Here is a 17,022-nt window from a genome sequence, read left to right as displayed (position 1 = left end):
ATTTTCGATGAAAAACGCTTTTAAAAACATGCCTAAGCAAGAAACATCTTTTAAATCATGTCGAACTACCATACGCTCTAATGCTAATTCTGAAAGCTTCTTTAATATATTCGAGCGCCTGTTTTAAATTTCCTTGCTCTTTGTAGATTATTCCCAGGTTATTGTAATCTCTTGCCACCATAGGATGATTTTCACCAAAAAGCTTAATGTCGATGGCGAGAGCTTTGTTGCTATACTCAGCTGCCTTTTCCAAATTACCTTGCTGTTTGTAGATCATTCCCAGGTTATTGTAATCTCTTGCCACCCTAAGATGATTTTCACCAAAAAGCTTAAGATCAATGGCGAGAGCTTTGTTGCTATACTCAGCTGCCTTTTCCAAATTACCTTGCTGTTTGTAGATCATTCCCAGGTTGTTGTGACCGATTGCCACCGTAGGATGATTTTCCCCAAAAAGCTTAATATAAATGGTGAGAGCTTTGTTGCTATACTCTTCCGCCTTTTCCAAACTCCCTTGCTCTTGATAAACTTGTCCCAAGTTATTGTAATTGCATGCCATCGTAGGATGATTCTCCCCAAAAAGCTTATTGTTAATGGCGAGAGCTTTGTTGCTATACTCTTCCGCCTTGTCTAAATTGCCTTGCTCTCGGTAGATCATTCCCAAGTTGCTGTGACCAATTGCCACCGTAGGATGATTTTCCCCAAAAAGCTTAATATTAATGGTGAGAGCTTTGTTGCTATGCTCTTCCGCCTTTTCAAAACTCCCTTGCTCTTCGTAAATTTGTCCCAAGTTATTGTAATTGCATGCCACCGTAGGATGATTCTCCCCAAAAAGCTTATTGTTAATGGCGAGAGCTTTGGTGATATATTCAGCTGCCTTATTTAAATTGCCTTGTTCTTTAGAGATGCCGCCAAGGTTGTTATAATCTCTTGCCACAGTAGGGTGATTTTCCTCAAAAAGCTTAAGATCAATGGCGAGAGCTTTGTTGCTATACTCTTCCGCCTTTTCCAAACTCCCTTGCTCTTCGTAAATTTGTCCCAAGTTGTTGTAATCTGTTGCCACCGTAGGATGATTCTCCCCAAAAAGCTTAAAGTTAATGGTAAGCGCTTTAGTGCTATAATCTTCCGCCTTGTCTAAATTGCCTTGCTCTTTGTAGATCATTCCCAAGTTGTCGTAATCGCATGCCACAGTAGGATGATTTTCACCAAAAAGCTTAAGGTCAATGGCGAGAGCTTTGTTGCTATACTCTTCCGCCTTGTCTAAATTGCCTTGCTGTTTGTAGATTCCTGCCAGGTTGTTGTGACCGATTGCCACCGTAGGATGATTTTCCCCAAAAAGCTTAAGATCAATGGCGAGAGCTTTGTTGCTATACTCTTCCGCTTTGTCTAGTTTACCTTGCTCTTTATAGATTTTTCCTAGGTGGTGGTAACAGCTTGCTACCTTGAGATGATTTTCACCATAAAGCTCGAGGTCAATGGCAAGCGCTTTAGTGCTATACTCTTCCGCCTTGTGTAAATTGCCTTGGGCGGTGTAGATGTTTCCTAGGGTAAGGTAACAAATTGCCACATCAGGATAATTTTGCCCAAAAAGCTTAATGTTAATGGCGAGAGCTTTATTGACATACTCAGCCGCCTTGTCTAAATTGCCTTGATCTTGGTAGATTTGTCCTAAGCTGACGTAAATAGTTGCTACAGTAGGATGATTTACACCATAAAGCTTATTGTTAATAGCGAGGGCTTTTTTGACATATTCAGCCGCCTTGCCTAAATTGCCTTGGTCTTTGTAGACCATTCCCAAGTTGTGGTAATCTTTTGCCACCTTGGGATGATTTTCACCAAAAAGCTTAAGGTCAATGGCGAAAGCTTTGTTGCTATACTCTTCCGCCTTGTCTAAATTCCCTTGCTGTTTGTAGATCATTCCCAGGTTATTGTAATAAGTTGCCACCGTAGGATGATTTTCACCAAAAAGCTTAAGATCAATGGCGAGAGCTTTGTTGCTATACTCAATCGCATTATGTAAATTGCTTTGGTCTTGGTAGATTTGCGCCAAGTTATTATAATCTCTTGCCACCGTGGGATGATTTTCCCCAAAAAGCTTAAGATCAATGGCGAGAGCTTTGTTGACATACTCTGCCGCCTTGTCTAAATTGCCTTGATCTTGGTAGATTTGTCCTAAGCTGCCGTAGATAATTGCTACAGTAGGATGATTTTGCCCGAAAAGCTTAATATTAATGGCGAGAGCTTTATTGACATACTCTGCCGCCTTGTCTAAATTGCCTTGCTCTCGGTAGATCATTCCCAGGTTGTGGTAAGCCCTTGCCATCGTAAGATGGTTTTCACCATAAAGCTCGAGGTCAATGGCAAGCGCTTTAGTGCTATACTCTTCCGCCTTGTGTAAATTACCTTGCTCTCGGTAGATTGCTCCTAGGTCATTGTAACAAATTGCTACATCGGGATGATTTTCACCAAAAAGCTTAAGGTTAATCTTAAGGTTAATAATGGCTAGCGCTTTATTGATATATTCAGCCGCTTGCCCTAAATTGCCTTGTTCTTTGTGGATTTGTCCTAGGTTAAGGTAACAAAGTGCCACGGTGAGATGATTTTCACCAAAAAGCTTAATGTCGATGGCGAGAGCTTTGTTGCTATACTCAGCTGCCTTTTCCAAATTACCTTGCTGTTTGTAGATCATTCCCAGGTTGCTGTGACCGATTGCCACCATAGGATGATTTTCCCCCAAACGCTTAATACTAATAGAAAGAGCTGTGTCGCCATACTTTTCCGCCTTGTCTAACTTTCCTTGTTCCGTATAAATGATTCCAAGAGTGCTTAAAATCATAGTATTTATTGGAGTTGCTTTTTTTGCTAACTTGTAATATTCTTTTGCCTCTTTATATTGAAAAAGTCTTAGGGCTATATCACCTTGTGTCTGAGGTGAGTTGTCCTCTAAATCTGATAATTTGAGGCTTTCTTCGTGGCCTGCTAAAAAATCTTGAATAGCTTGATAGAAAGGAATAAAAATACGGTAAATTTTTTTTATCTTTTCCAACGCTTCAGGATCTAAAGCAAACTGCTTTCTAATAAGGTCAGGATCATCGAAGCCAAAGGGCTTAATCAGCGGATTCATCATCTCTTGTTGCGCTTGATAATGTGAATAGGTCTTAAGACGCATAAATAGCGCTATACTCATCCACTCCTTTAACTTTTCAGCAGCGCCTTCCGTTATGACCCCTAGCTCACTTAGCTTATTAATCCTAGTAAAGGTATCGGAAGCTTCTACTTTTTTAAGAAGTGCTAACCGGTCTAAAGCCAAATGAGGGAAACGATAAAAATCATTTTTTACTTTAAAAAGCATACCCTGTTTGCCAAAATCATACATTCCTGGATTAAAAGCTTCCATATCATCTGTCACAAGGTGCTTCTTAGCTAAATGCTGGCGAAGGTTAAATCCTTCTTGATAATTAATATTCAGCTTTACTTGAAGTTTTTCACTATACTGCCAAGTTAATCCCGGATTACCTAGTAAATGAGTAAAGTTTAAAAGCTCCATAGGAAGATGAGGCTCTTTCTCATGCCACCATTGACCATTTTCATCTTTAGCAACATATTGAGCCATTTGTTCAGGAGTTTGGATAAGCTCAAATGTCTTACCATTGCCGAGAGGAGTTTTACAGCCTTTTCTTTCTACTCCTGCTCCATCAAAGGCAAAGCCCCGTGGGGTCATGCTATCAAAAAAACCTATAGCTTGTAAGCAAGGAATATTCAAAGCAGGAAGGATAGTTTCTCCTAGGTTGATCACTTTTAAGTGAATTAGAGTGGTCAGACACTTAAAATACTTTCTATTATCTGTATTGTCATCTGATATAAGAATGCCAAATTCTAAATCGGAGTAAGGAGTCATCTCTTCTCTAGCTAAAGAGCCAAAGCCTATTATGGCATACTCACAAGGTTTAGGGCCTAAGACATCAACGGATTGATCTACAAGATCCTTAAAGAAAGCTTTTATTCCTTTGGCAATCTCGCTGTAAAGCTTTCTGACTTTCTCTGATGAAGGATCTGAGCCAAGAGCTTGAATTTTCTTTTCTATTTCCTGTCTAAATTCTTTTAATACTGCACGATTATCCTCAAATTGTTCCTGCATTTGTTCAAGGCTTATAGGCTTTCTTTCGCATAGTTCAATAAGCAGCCTTTGAATATTAAAAAGCTTTTCTTCAATTATTTCCTTTCTGTTTGTCGATGCGAGGCGTAAAACATAATTGTAAAGCCCTGCAGCTTGTATAAGCGTTTCAAATGTCCCTTTATCCACATAAATATCACCTAGTTTTTCTATGCAAAATGCTTCTTGGACTAATTTTTCTGTACCAACAACTTTTCGCATATGGTTATTTCTTTGAACAGCAAGTTTTAAACCTTGCCTATAGATGTCTTCTGCTAAAGTGCAGCTTTCAATTAACTGCTTCCATTCTTTACATATGAGTTTGGCTTGGCACAAATCTTGGAAATCTAATTTCTTGAATATCTTTAAACTAATTTCTCTATAGATATTAGTATCTTTTATAGAAGAAGAATTTTCTTCTTTCTCAAAGGGGGGGAATATTAGAGGGTGAATACGAAGAGACTCTGCTGAAAACTGATTCATAAGCATCTCCATTTTTTAGCTAGTTTTGGCTTTTTTATTCAAAAACACTTCCCTGTAAATGGGAATACAAAAAATTTTGCTTTAAGATAAAATTACTAAAAAATTTATAAAAATACCAACAAAAAAGTTGGAGATAAATAAACATTTCTTAAAATATTGAAACTGGCATAAAGCCCTCTCTCTGTAAAGGTTACTTGGTATTTTGCCAGCTCTTATCCTACAAATTATAGGCTCGATCGATTGCCGTCCTTAATCATTTTGATGTCTCAGATAAGTGTTACTTGCCGCATAGGGCTTTAGTTAAAAAGCCCGTAATTTAGTTCGACCTGATTTACCCTAAAAAACTTCATCATTGTATCAATTTTAGAAAGGAAAAATGTAAATTTCCTTTTAGTGGTAAGCTAAAAAAGTAGAAATCCAAGAATTTTTGTTAGTGAGAATGAAAATTGGCTAATATTTAAGAGTTTTAGCGTAGGAGGTAGCCTTCAAGATAGGTTTTTAAAGCAATTTAAAGAAGAAATTAAGCTTTTTTAGCCTGAATAAAGACGTTTAGGAGAACTTTGAGCGACTAGCCAATTATAAATTAAGCGCATGTTATGGCCAATCCCACATAAAATGGCGTTATAACGATCTCCCCATAGGCCTTTAAGATAGTTGCGACCCAGTTTACCGTCATTCTTCATATGGCCGATATGAGGTTCTATGGCTTGGCGCCTTTTAAGTTGGGACTTAATCCACTGTGTAAGGCCTTTTCTTTGCCCAGAGATAAATATGGTTTTACCTTCTACTGTATGGCCTCGATAGCCTTTATCTACAAATGCTACTTCAATATTCTTGCCGCTGTTGTTTTGAGCATTTTTAATAGCTTCTCCAAGGGTGTGCCCATCGTATGGGTTGCCATGAATGGCCCTAATACTACAGTGGTAAATATAAACATAGCTTTCTTTGCCTTTGATAATGGTAGTAACAAGCACTCGCTTGATGCTTACGACGCCAATTAGACCATTCTAACCAATAGCTCCAGCATTGCTTGATAGAGGTATGTGCATATATCACTAAACGCCTAGCTTCTTGTAAGGTATATTTAATTAAATTAAATTCCGTACTTTTAGAAACTTCTTCATATGAAGCCGACGAGCTTTTTTTTTCTTCTCCAGTAGGTTGAAAGCATCGCGCAAGCCCGAAAGGAAAGTTAAAGCTAATAAACAAAGCGTCATGTGTCGATACCAGCCTGTGTAGCTTCTCACCTCATAGTGGTCAAGCCCAATTTCTCCTTTAGAAGCTTCAAAACATTCCTCTATCGTCCAACGACTTCCTGCAGCTTTGGCCATATCTTGTAAAGTAACATTATTGGGACAACAAGCTATATAATAAGCTACATCGCGAGGGTCTTTCATGTTACGCCTTAATAAAAGCCAACGTGTCCACCCTTCAGGGCTATCTGAATTGACTTCTAGACGATACCAATGATAATAGCGTTCGCCTTTTGCTCCTTTCCCTGCCGATAAACTCTGCCAATCTTTTGGCTTAATTTCTGCAAGAAATTGGCTGACTGGACTTCGATCAAAATCTACGCTCACATGGTAGTTAGAAGGTACAGCTAATATATAAGGGCAGCATTCTTTCTCTAGATAAGCTCTTAAGGGATAAACTCCATATACCTCGTCTCCCACTACCCAAGAGGGCCTGATCCCATGGCCGAAAGCTCTCTGTAGCATCAACATGGCTAATTGTATTTTCGTTTTGAATTTAACTTCTTTAGGTATACCAGCTCTTGCTCTACGTTCTTCATCTAAAAATCATTCTTCAGGGATGTATAGCTCTCGATCAATTAGTACGTGGCCTTGGTTAGTTGCATAGGAAAGGAAAACCCCTACTTGGCAATTTTCAATTCTTCCTGCTGTTCCACTATATTGTCTTGCCACTCCTGCTGAATGCTTACCTTTCTTTAAAAATCCCGTCTCATCTATAGCTAGTATACCGCCTTCTTTATCTTTCAACACTTCCATTTGCAACCTATCTCTGATGGCATCTGCTTGCCATAAACCACGGCGTAGTAGATGTTGAAAAGCATACGGGGTTTGTAAGCCGGCCTCTTCTGCCAGTTGCCAGGTGTTTTTACGTTCTGCTTTGCTCATTAGGCCCCATGTATATTGCAAAGCTACTTGTCTAGCTTCTTCTCGGCTAAAAAAAGGCCTTAAAAATAGAGCTAACTCTTCTTTTTTTTGTTTTATAGTTTGGTTTATTGCTTTCAATTCCATACCTCACCTCCCTATTTAACAAATAAAATAGCATACTATATTTTTTATTACCACTGTAGTACTAACTAAAGTATAGGAGCTTGAGCAGGACTTGCTGGAGGTTGATAAGCTTGTATAAAGAAATCAAATACATCAGTGGCAGGTCATAAGCTGTATCGAGATTTTATCATATCTTCCCTAGAAGCTGACTTGTATAATTTATCTCTTCTAGATTAAATGCTTGATGCAAGTTTTAAAGCATTAAAAAATTAATTTCTCAAAAAATCTCTATAAAGGCAAATGCATTAAAACTGATAGTTTGATAAGCGGATTATAAAGATGGCATATTAGAATGGCTGTTAACTTATGCAACACAAAATAGAAAGCATTTGACTATCTATACTACAAGGTAGCACAATTAGGTTATGAAAAAACATATTTTACAGGCAAAAATTTTCGAAGAATAGATTGTAAGGCTCGTAAAGAAAAGAAAGCTAAAAAAGGAAGATTTCGATGATTTCAAAAAAAACTTAGCCGAAAACCCAGAGCAAGGAGATGTAATTACTGGAACAGGGGGAATAAGGAAAGCTCGTTTGAAATCAACTTCTAAAGAAAAAAGAGTGGATTTAGAGTATGCTATTTAAATATAGAAGATCGAGTGATTCTTTTCTTGTTGTTCATTTATTCAAAAAATGAGCAAGAAAATTTATCCCAAGAAGAGAAAGTGGAGTTAAAACAAATAGCTGAAGCAATCAAAAAAAGGATTAAAAATGAGTAAGTTATTTAAAGGGCTTGAAGAAGCTCTAGCATTCGCAGAAAGAAAGGTTACGCTTAAGTCAGAGCTTATTGAGATCCCTGAGCTTCCAAATGAGTATAAGGCTATCGATATTAAGAGAATCAGAGAGAAAAATCATTATTCCTAAGGAATTTTTGCAAAAGTCTTAAATGTAAGCGTAAAGACAGTTCAATCTTGGGAATCTGGAACCCGCGTTCCAAGCCATGCAGCGCTGCGACTTTTAGAAACTGTAGACAAAGGTTTTTTATGCTCCTCAAATTTTTAAGCCTCTATAATTGTAATAGTTTCATGGTCGTCTTTCCCATTAAAAGCCGAGTCTGCTTTACAAAATGCCTAAATTAGCCAAGTAGGTTTTTGGAAATCCTCGGTTTCCTCCAACGTTGAAATGTTCGGGTAGGTTATGTTAATTAGCGAAAATTTTTCTATTACTTAAATTTGTTATACACTCGATGATGTACTTTTTTCTTGTTGACTAATTTTTAATAAAATATTGTTATACCTTATCAACTCATTATCAACTCATTAAAAATATTTGGCTCTTCGGAGGTTTACGTGGTAAAAGATTTCTTTAATGCTAAAAGTAGTTAAATAAAAATAGCATTTGTCACATCCTAGTGTTTGCAAACAATAAAGGAGAGTGAACAAATGCTAAATAATGATTATCTAACAAAGCTTATTAATTTGGAAGGGGTAAAGTTTAAGGATATTTATATTCAGGAGGATACGGTTAGAGTTTTAATTACTCCTATAAATCCTATACGGCTATGTCCATACTGTGGCCAGCCCACGTTTAAGTTAGTTGATATTAAGCCAAAAGTTTATCGTGATGTGGATTTAGCTGGACGAGCTTGTTACATTGAAATTGATTTAAGAAGGTTTGAATGCCAAGAATGTTGTTGTACCTTTAATGAATCTTTAGATTTTGCTTGTCCTTATAGGCATTATACCAAGCGATATGAGCAACAAGTCTATAAATGCTGCCAAGAAACCACGGCTACTTATACAGGCTTAAAGTTTGGTATGAGCGATAAAACCGCTGCAGAGATTTACTACAAAGAAGCTAAGGGCAAACAACAACACTTGCAATCACTTCTACCTACACAAGTCATCGGTATTGATGAAATTGCTATACATAAAGGGCATAAGGATTTTGCTGTCGTAATTACCGACCTAACGAATAAAAGAGTGATTGATATCCTTAAAGATAGGAAAAAAGCTGCTTTAAAAGCCTATATGGCGACATGCGATGAGGAATTTAAGAAAGAGATTAAGTTTGTAGCCATAGATTTATGGGCTCCTTACCGTGCAGTAGTAGAAGAGATGCTACCTAAGGCCAAAGCTGTAGCTGATCGTTTTCATGTCATGCAAAACCTAAATCAAGCGTTAGACTGCTGCAGGAAAAGGGCAAAGCAGGAAAGCATCAATCAAGAAATATGGAAAGATACAAAGTATATCTTATTAAAGAATCGCGAGAATTTAACAGAACAGCAAGAAGATTTGCTAGGCAAGATCTTAGAGTTAAAGCCTGCTTTGAAAGTGTATTATAAGCTTAAAGAGTCGTTTAGAAGCTTATTTAATGATTTAAACGATAGGCAAACGGGCAGAGAGAAATTGTCTGCTTGGGTGTTAAATACAATTAGGCATAAAGCTACAGGATATTACGAATTTGTAAAGACATTACTAAACTGGGAAGAAAATATATTGAATTACTTTGATAAGAGAGTAAGCAGTGGTTTTGTGGAAGGGGTCAATAACAAAATTAAGCTTATTAAAAGAAAAGCCTATAATTTTGTAAATTTCGAAAACTTTAGAATAAAAATAATAGATTCTTTTTCTTAAAATAAATTTTTACCACGTAAATCTCCGGAGAACCAAATATTTTTTCGTCTATGTTTTCCCAACCGCTTCCCTTTATTAAAGAATATCTAAATCAACTTGAAGTTGCTCTCAAACAAGAAAATCCTCGTAATAATTTATCCAAACTTCAATGGTGTTGGCTAGCCTTTTGTTTGATGGGAATATTAATTACCAATTCAATCTGTTGGGCAAAATTTGAAAGGGCTGGGCTTAAAAGCTATAAAAAGATGGCTTTATCGGCCATGTTTAGACGTGCTAAGATTGCTTGGAATAGGCTGCTAATTTGTAGTGTTCGCGCGGTTCTGCGTAAACATGGCATCACAGAAGGGGTTCTTGTTATCGATGATAAAGATCACAGTCGATCGAAAAATGCGGAAAAGTTGCATCATTTACATAAAATCCGTGATAAAAAAACTAGTGGTTATTTTTGTGGTCAAAATATAGTATTTCTTCAGCTAGTGACTAAAAAATTTTGCATTCCCGTCTCCTTTGCCTTTTATTCTCCCGATCCCGTACTCACAAGATGGCAACAGGAAGTGAGGAAGCTAAAAAAGTTGGGGATTTCTAAAAAAGACCGTCCAAAAGAGCCTAAAAGGTCAATAGAATATCCAAAAAAGTATACACTAGCTTTACAATTACTTAAAAATTTTGCTTGTGAATTTCCTGCTTTTAAGGTCACTTGTGTACTGGCTGATGCTCTTTACGGCAACAGCTTGTTTGTAGATGGAGTAGAAGCTATTTGGCCTGGAGTGCAAATCATTACTCAACTCAGAAAGAATCAAAAAGTCATGCGGGGTAAAAAGTCTCTCTCGTGCCAAGGATTCTTTGAAGCCTACAAAGGCTGGAATCAGGAAATTTTCATTCGCGGTGATAAAAAAAATGTGGTGCAAGCCGGGGGAGCAAGGTTATATATGTGTGCCACGAGCACATTGTAGATGTGCGTAACTATATGAAAGATGAGGGAAAATGGCTCCTCGAAGTCGCTTTGCAGGAAGAGATTTCAAACCACCTTAAGCTGCTTTGGTCAAAAGCCAAGGTAGTGAGCGTTAAGGAAAAGGTATGATAAACATATCAGGTGAGGGCTAAGGAGACGAACGAAAGTGAACTATTGACCCAAGTGTCGAAAGCTTGCTCAATGACGTCAAAACTGGGGGCTGTATGTTCTTCCAAGATAAATTTAGGGGAAACCTGTTTACTGCCTAAATGGCGTCCGGCATAAAGATAGCGTGAACTTAGTCTAGGCTTTTATATGGAACGTGGGAACCTCATAGATGATGTTAAGAGAAAACCATATAAGTGAAGAACACAAAGTGGGAAATATCGAAGCATGTATGAGGGGCAGATCAACTCGTAGTAGTGAGGAAGTCTTTGTAATGAAGAGGGAGCGAAGGGGTTGAATTGTTCAATCCAACTCAATAAGTCAAGTAGAAATACGAGGAACTTATGGGGGTGGAGAAAAGGCTGGAAAGCTTGAAGAACAATAGGAGCCGTATGAAGCGAGAGCTTCACGTACGTGTCTGTGGGAGCCTAAGGGGGGAAGTCCCCTTGGGCGACCCGATTCCTTCTCATCATAAAAAACGATTAATAATAGCCCTTAAATATGAGGGCGAAAATGAGTATCGCTATCTTATGGCTGCAAATCTTTCATGGAATATGAAAGATCTGATGCAAGGATATACTTTGAGATGGCTAGTAGAGGTTTTTATTGAAGATTGGAGTAGTCATTGTGGGTTTTGCAGTTTGGCCAAACAGTGCGGCGTTGAGGGATCAGAGCGACCTTTGATTCTAAGCCTGCTGTTTGACCACTGCTTTCTTTTTCATTTGTCTCAAACAAATTTCATTAAAAACAAACTCCCTTTAGCAACCTTGGGGAGCCTAGTAGAAAAGTCTAGAGTGGATGCTTTGTGTCAAGTCATAAGAGAAATTGTTGAGCATGAAAATTCAAAAGAACTCTTCCGTAATTTCGAAAAGACGCTAGATGAAATCTTTGTTTTAAGGCCCTCTCGTAAACATTTAAATGCAGTACAAGAAAATGTAACCTTTGAGTCATCAAGAAAGGTTGCCTAGCTGTCAAGAATAAAAAAGTATATCATCGAGTATACAGGTACTTGTAATTCCTTTTTGTTTTACTTTTGGCTAGGAAAATACTGATGCCAGAGCTTAAAGCAGGTCAGCTTGTAATTATGGACAATACTATCTTTCATAAATACCAAACCACCCATGAGCTTATCAAAAAGGCAGGATGTAAGATTTTATTTTTGCTGCCTTATTCTCTGAATTTGAATTCTATTGAAACCTATTGGGCTAATTTGAGAAGATTACTATAGCGAACTTAAATAAATTTTCTACTCTTACTTAAACCATTGATTTCTCTTATTTAAGTATACGTTAATGGAAAGAAATATAAAATTTAAATCACTATTTTTTCTCCTACTCTGACAGTTATGCATAACATCCTTTTTACCAAAAAGTTTGCGAAGAGACTGATTTTTTCAACAGGAGCATGCCGACTCTTACGAAGGGATTAGCGGGGAATCTAAAAGCGGGATTTAAATTAAAAAGGATGAGCTTGTTTATCATCCTTTAGACATCTTCTACTTTAAAAAAGCCTTCACCCATAAGTTGAACATTTAGCAAGGGAAAAATTTTTTATTTTTCTTGCTTGGAATAGCTCAGCAGCTTAACCTATTATTTTTCTACTAACCTTACTAGTACTCTTATTTTTTGCCATAAAGTTTATGCACCGTTTTCATGTTCAAGAGCTTGCGTCTATCTTTGGCATGCCGATGCCAAAAGATCAGGCTGTCTTTACAGGGGTTAGTGTAGATAGCCGGTTACATCGGCCAGAAAACTTGTTTTTTTCCCTTCCTGGCGCTCAAACTGATGGGCATCATTTTTTAGAGAAAATAGCTTCTCAAGGGTCAAAAGGAGCTGTAGTTAGCAGGGATTATGGCGGCCCAGATTATGGCATGCTATTAATCCGAGTAGAAAATCCTTTGGTCGCTCTGCAAAATTTGGCTCAATTGATTATTAAGCAGTCTAAAGCTCGCGTGGTAGCAGTGACCGGCTCTGTAGGTAAAACGACTACCAAAGATTTTATTACAACGATTCTTAAAGAAAAATTTAAGGTAGCCTCTTCTCCCGGCAATAGTAATTCACAGATTGGCGTTCCCTTAGCTATCCTTAATCATACAGAGGGACAAGAAGAGATCATCGTTTTAGAAATGGGGATGAGCCATCCGGGAAATCTAAAAGCACTCATCAATATAGCTCCGCCTGAATGCGCCATAATTACCCAGGTTGCTTTGGCACATGCTTGTAACTTTGATTCGTTAGAGGCAATTGCTTGTGCGAAAGCTGAAATATTAACTCATGCTAGTACCGCGTTAGCGATTCTTCATAGAGACATCATTAATTATTCAGAGATAATAAAAATTGGGCCTTGTCGAAAATTATCCTTTTCTTTTGATCATCCCCTGGCTGATTACAGTATTGCTGCCACTCAAACAGATGGTTTAGCTGTTAGGTCAAAAGAGCAAATTTATAAGCTGGGTAGCTTTCCTATCTTAGGGAAGCATCATCAAGCTAATTTTTTAGCTGCAGTCGCTTGTGCAGAATATTTCGGTATGAGCTCCAAGGAGATTGCTTTAGGTATGAGCAAGCTAGTTCTACCCGCATCAAGAGGGCAGCTGATAGAGAAAAAAGGAATTTTTTTTATTAATGACGTGTATAATGCTTCACCACTTTCTGTAAAAGCTGCTCTTGAAAACATCCCTTCTCCTAAAAAAGGGGGACGTAAGATAGCCGTTTTAGCCGATATGCTAGAGTTAGGTCAATTTTCTAAAAAAGCCCATGAGGAAATTGGAGAGTATGCTTTAAATCAGGTAGATAGTATGTTCTGTTATGGTGCAGAAAGCCGTGTGATATTTGATTGTTGGCAGAAGCACGATCGATCTGCATATTGGTATAATCATCGTACGGAGTTGGTAGATGCTTTAAAGAGCTATTTACGAGAGGGGGACGTGGTGCTGATTAAAGGATCAAGAGGGACCCAGATATCAAAATTATTAGAGGAATGGGAGAGTAGCCCCAATGATCATATTTTTAGTTGACTGGTTGAAATACACATTGAATATTAAAGTTCCTATGGTGTTTACCTACTATTCCACTCGTATGATATTGGCAGCTATAACTTCCTTAATCATTAGCATTTTCTTGGGACCTTATTTTATTAAAAAGCTTTACGAGCTTAAAATTGGCCAAACTATTCGAGTCGAGGACTGCCCTTTACTAGGCCAGTTGCATGAAAAGAAGAAAGATACTCCCACGATGGGAGGGGTATTAATTCTTTTTTCAATGTTAATCTCTATGTTTTTATGGATGGATATCAGCCATGTGTTTACCCTCATCTTATTTATCACTACCGTTTGGCTAGGTGTCGTGGGCGGTTATGATGATTACTTAAAACTTAAACATAAAAATCCTAAGGGATTATCAGGTAAGAAAAAATTATTGTATCAATTTACCTTGTCAGCCTTTATAGCTTTATATCTGCTCTGCCCCTCCGTATCTACCTCTATTCAGATGAAAAATTGGTTTGCCCCTCCTATTGTTAAAGAGCAAACAGCCACTAAGACTAAGTGGGGCCCACTAGTGATGAAACAAGAGGCTACCAATTCCTCGGGTCCTACAGCAATTTCTTTGAAAGATTATGCGACACGCATTTATTTACCTTTCATTAAAAACCACTGGCTGGTTCTTAAGGGGGCCTTGACTCTAGTAGCAGCTTTGTTTATCATGTTTGTGATCACCGGCTCTTCTAATGCGGCTAACTTGACCGATGGCTTAGATGGCTTAGCGGCAGGATGTTTAATTATCGTGGCCGGTTGCTTAGCTTTAATTGCTTTCGTTTCTAACCATATCCAGATCGCGGGCTATTTAAACATCCTTTATATTGAAGGAAGTGGGGAAATAGCTATTTACCTAAGCGCATTGATTGGCGCCTGCTTAGGCTTTTTATGGTATAATAGCCACCCTGCCCAAGTTTTTATGGGTGATACTGGCTCTCTAGCTTTAGGAGGTATCATAGGGGTATCGGCTGTCTTGTTAAAACGCGAATTGCTCCTAGGCCTTGTTGGAGGGATATTTGTCGCCGAAGCGCTATCAGTCATCCTTCAAGTGCTAAGTTACAAATATCGTAATAAAAAGCGTATATTTTTATGCGCCCCTTTGCATCATCATTTCGAGTATATGGGGTGGGCTGAAACAAAAGTGGTAACTCGTTTCTGGATCATCGGCTTGCTTTTAGGCATACTTGGCATTGCGTCGCTCAAATTTCAATAAGAATTCCTACAATGAAGCTAAAGAAAAAGAGAGTCTTAGTAATTGGATTAGGTTTAAGTGGACGTGCAGCTGCAAGCTTCTTGCTTAAAAGACAAGCTTATGTATGGGGCGTTGATGACAACTTAGAATTATTGAAAAATCACCAAGAAATCAAGGATTTGATAACTTTAGGGCTTATAGCCAGACATGAAGCTGAGAAAATTGAAATTCAAGATTTTGACTTTATTGTGGTTTCACCTGGTGTTCCTCCTTCCAATCCCCATTATATCCAAGCTCGACAAGCAGGTATTGAAATCTTAGGTGAAGTAGAATTAGCTGCACGTTTTATTAATCAGCCCTTATTAGCCATTACCGGTACCAATGGTAAAACCACTACCACCTTGCTAGTGACCCATGTATTAAATGCTAGTGGTAAAGCTGCACGTGCACTAGGCAATTTAGGGGCCCCTCTAACGGCAGAATTAGATGCCTTAACATTGGGTGCAGAAGAGGATATATTGGTGGCAGAATTGAGTTCCTTTCAATTAGAAACTCTTCAAAGCGCTGTGATAGATGCAGGTGTGGTTTTAAATATTACACCTGATCATCTCGATCGTTATCCTGATCTGCAAACGTATGCAGCGACAAAACTCCATCTTAAGAATTGTTTAAAAACTGAAGGGAATTTATATGTCTATGAGGCAGTATATAACGAATATAAAAAGCTTCTAGGAGATTTTAAGCCTTTAACCTATGGCTACTCTTCTTCTTGTAATTTTTACCTCGATCATCAATTTATCTATGGAAAAGGTCAAGACCCCTATCCTCTACCTCTAGCTTACCAGGATGTAAAAAATCATGACGTAGAAAACATGCTGGCTGCTTACGCTTTATGCAAGGAAAGGGGAGTCAATTCTGAACAGTTCTTTAACGCCCTTTCAACTTTTAAAAAGCCTGCCCATCGTCTTGAATTTGTGCGTTCTTTCAAGGAAATAGCCTACTATGATGATAGCAAGGGAACTAATGTGGATGCTGTTATCCGTGCGGTCACTTCTTTAAAAGGCGAAATAATCCTGATTGCAGGAGGTGTGGATAAAGGAGCTGCCTATACACCTTGGATCAAAGCTTTTGCTGGCCATGTTAAATATGTGTTTGCCATTGGTCAATCTGCGATAAAAATAAAAAATGATCTATCCTTTAGTCTTCCTGTCGAGGAGCGGCCTACCCTAGAAGCAGCAATAAAAGATGCGACAGCTCTTGCAAAACCTGGCCAAGTTGTATTACTATCTCCAGGCTGCTCCAGCTTTGATATGTTTCGCGACTATGTACATAGAGGAGAAGAATTTAAACGTATAGTTAATACCTTAGAATAAAAGATTACCCTTGATGAGGTTCACCAATGAATCGTAGAGATACAATAATTATCGCTGTCCTATTAAATGCAGCGTTGCTAGCTATATTATTTATGATGGCCGTCCGTCATGAGGACCCAACCGATGAATTTCATAACCCTCCTCAGATTATCGTGGATGCTAATAAACAATCAATCCCTTCCTCTCAAGAATTAACTAACTCACCCTCTGATGCTTCTATAAGCTCTACCCCGACAGGCGATGAAATTGACAATGTGCTGAAACACTATGCCGATAGTCCTCATCTTATCCTCGTGGAAGAGGAAGGAGAATTGGGAGATAAAGAACCAGCCGCCTCTCTTTCTACCGATAGGCCAGAGTCTCAGCAAATTTCTACTTTAGAGACATCTAACCAACCTTCTCAACTGGTGACTATTACGGTTAAAAAGGGAGATGCCTTAGAAAAAATCGCTCGAGCCAACAATACGAGCGTGGAAGCTATCAAAAAAGCTAATCATTTAACCAGCAACCGCTTAAATATTGGCCAGCTATTAAAAGTTCCTGTAGGCACCAAAAAAAACCATTTAGATCATGCACAACAAAAATCTTTAGCCGTCAAAGAGCCTACTCCTATTTCTTCACCAGGGCCAGAGCTTTACACCATCAAAAGTGGGGATAATCCTTGGAAAATTGCTAAACAATTTAATGTTAAGTTTGATGATTTATTGAAGATGAATAATTTGGATGAAGAAAAAGCCCGTAATCTCCAAGTCGGCGATAGAATTCGTGTAAGATAAAAGATATAGGGTTAAATGGATGAGG

The 17,022-nt window shown here is 38.2% G+C and carries 12 protein-coding genes and 1 pseudogene; 10 read left to right on the top strand and 3 right to left on the bottom strand.

The genetic code is table 11. The features are described 5' to 3' along the window. Nucleotides 1–55: 55 nt before the first annotated feature. From TY21_RS10095 to TY21_RS10085, 3 genes and pseudogenes are all read right to left on the bottom strand, one after another. The gene (locus TY21_RS10095; RefSeq protein ID WP_052354594.1) at nt 56–4,633 is read right to left on the bottom strand and encodes a tetratricopeptide repeat protein; all 4,578 of its coding nucleotides are present in this window, start codon (nt 4,631–4,633) and stop codon (nt 56–58) included. A 530-nt stretch (nt 4,634–5,163) separates the two neighbouring features. Continuing rightward, nucleotides 5,164–5,607, bottom strand: coding sequence for a hypothetical protein (locus TY21_RS10090; protein ID WP_042242533.1), 444 nt, complete (start codon nt 5,605–5,607; stop codon nt 5,164–5,166). A gap of 114 nt (nt 5,608–5,721) precedes the next feature. Continuing rightward, a pseudogene (locus TY21_RS10085) lies at nt 5,722–6,894 on the bottom strand (IS701 family transposase). A 749-nt stretch (nt 6,895–7,643) separates the two neighbouring features. Between TY21_RS10085 and TY21_RS11570 the strand changes: the two are divergent. The 10 genes from TY21_RS11570 (at nt 7,644) to TY21_RS10040 (ending at nt 16,997) form a co-directional block, all read left to right on the top strand. Further along, entirely contained in the window at nt 7,644–7,796 is a 153-nt protein-coding gene (locus tag TY21_RS11570) for a hypothetical protein (protein WP_232044429.1), read from the top strand. Nucleotides 7,797–8,314: 518 nt separating this feature from the next. Then, nucleotides 8,315–9,508, top strand: a complete 1,194-nt coding sequence (locus TY21_RS10075) for an ISL3 family transposase (protein WP_130589753.1) — start codon at nt 8,315–8,317, stop codon at nt 9,506–9,508. Between the two features lie 50 nt (nt 9,509–9,558). Further along, the gene (locus TY21_RS10070; protein ID WP_130589752.1) at nt 9,559–10,461 is read left to right on the top strand and encodes a transposase; all 903 of its coding nucleotides are present in this window, start codon (nt 9,559–9,561) and stop codon (nt 10,459–10,461) included. Continuing rightward, on the top strand, nt 10,440–10,589 hold the full coding sequence (locus tag TY21_RS11150; RefSeq protein ID WP_158623073.1) for a hypothetical protein: 150 nt from the start codon (nt 10,440–10,442) through the stop codon (nt 10,587–10,589). The genes TY21_RS10070 and TY21_RS11150 overlap by 22 nt, the downstream gene beginning before the upstream one ends. Before the next feature lie 428 nt (nt 10,590–11,017). After that, nucleotides 11,018–11,593, top strand: coding sequence for a hypothetical protein (locus tag TY21_RS10065; RefSeq protein WP_052354541.1), 576 nt, complete (start codon nt 11,018–11,020; stop codon nt 11,591–11,593). Between the two features lie 83 nt (nt 11,594–11,676). Further along, nucleotides 11,677–11,853 carry a transposase gene (locus tag TY21_RS12010; protein WP_130589751.1) on the top strand — a complete coding sequence of 59 codons (177 nt, stop codon included), beginning with the start codon at nt 11,677–11,679 and terminating at the stop codon, nt 11,851–11,853. 459 nt (nt 11,854–12,312) lie between these two features. Further along, nucleotides 12,313–13,638, top strand: a complete 1,326-nt coding sequence (gene murF, locus TY21_RS10055) for a UDP-N-acetylmuramoyl-tripeptide--D-alanyl-D-alanine ligase (RefSeq protein WP_158623072.1) — start codon at nt 12,313–12,315, stop codon at nt 13,636–13,638. After that, a complete protein-coding gene (gene mraY, locus TY21_RS10050; RefSeq protein ID WP_042241468.1) occupies nt 13,619–14,869 on the top strand; it encodes a phospho-N-acetylmuramoyl-pentapeptide-transferase in 1,251 nt (416 codons plus the stop codon). Before murF ends, mraY begins: the two co-directional genes overlap by 20 nt. Nucleotides 14,870–14,880: 11 nt before the next feature. Next, nucleotides 14,881–16,221 carry a UDP-N-acetylmuramoyl-L-alanine--D-glutamate ligase gene (murD, locus tag TY21_RS10045; protein WP_042241464.1) on the top strand — a complete coding sequence of 447 codons (1,341 nt, stop codon included), beginning with the start codon at nt 14,881–14,883 and terminating at the stop codon, nt 16,219–16,221. Nucleotides 16,222–16,247: 26 nt separating this feature from the next. Further along, the gene (locus tag TY21_RS10040) at nt 16,248–16,997 is read left to right on the top strand and encodes a LysM peptidoglycan-binding domain-containing protein (RefSeq protein WP_042241462.1); all 750 of its coding nucleotides are present in this window, start codon (nt 16,248–16,250) and stop codon (nt 16,995–16,997) included. Nucleotides 16,998–17,022: the final 25 nt, after the last annotated feature.

This window comes from Neochlamydia sp. S13, from assembly GCF_000648235.2.
Taxonomy (GTDB): domain Bacteria; phylum Chlamydiota; class Chlamydiia; order Chlamydiales; family Parachlamydiaceae; genus Neochlamydia.
The sequence above is the reverse complement of the archived record's forward strand: the minus strand, read 5'-3'. Positions and strand labels throughout refer to the sequence as shown.

Excerpts from the sequence above, each read along its gene's own strand:
- TY21_RS10095 (WP_052354594.1), bottom strand. The coding sequence starts at position 4,633 with ATGAATCAGTTTTCAGCAGAGTCTCTTCGTATTCACCCTCTAATATTC.
- TY21_RS11570 (WP_232044429.1), top strand. The coding sequence starts at position 7,644 with ATGAGTAAGTTATTTAAAGGGCTTGAAGAAGCTCTAGCATTCGCAGAA.
- TY21_RS10075 (WP_130589753.1), top strand. The coding sequence starts at position 8,315 with ATGCTAAATAATGATTATCTAACAAAGCTTATTAATTTGGAAGGGGTA.
- TY21_RS10070 (WP_130589752.1), top strand. The coding sequence starts at position 9,559 with ATGTTTTCCCAACCGCTTCCCTTTATTAAAGAATATCTAAATCAACTT.
- TY21_RS10065 (WP_052354541.1), top strand. The coding sequence starts at position 11,018 with ATGAAGCGAGAGCTTCACGTACGTGTCTGTGGGAGCCTAAGGGGGGAA.
- TY21_RS12010 (WP_130589751.1), top strand. The coding sequence starts at position 11,677 with ATGCCAGAGCTTAAAGCAGGTCAGCTTGTAATTATGGACAATACTATC.
- murF (WP_158623072.1), top strand. The coding sequence starts at position 12,313 with ATGCCAAAAGATCAGGCTGTCTTTACAGGGGTTAGTGTAGATAGCCGG.
- mraY (WP_042241468.1), top strand. The coding sequence starts at position 13,619 with ATGATCATATTTTTAGTTGACTGGTTGAAATACACATTGAATATTAAA.
- murD (WP_042241464.1), top strand. The coding sequence starts at position 14,881 with ATGAAGCTAAAGAAAAAGAGAGTCTTAGTAATTGGATTAGGTTTAAGT.
- TY21_RS10040 (WP_042241462.1), top strand. The coding sequence starts at position 16,248 with ATGAATCGTAGAGATACAATAATTATCGCTGTCCTATTAAATGCAGCG.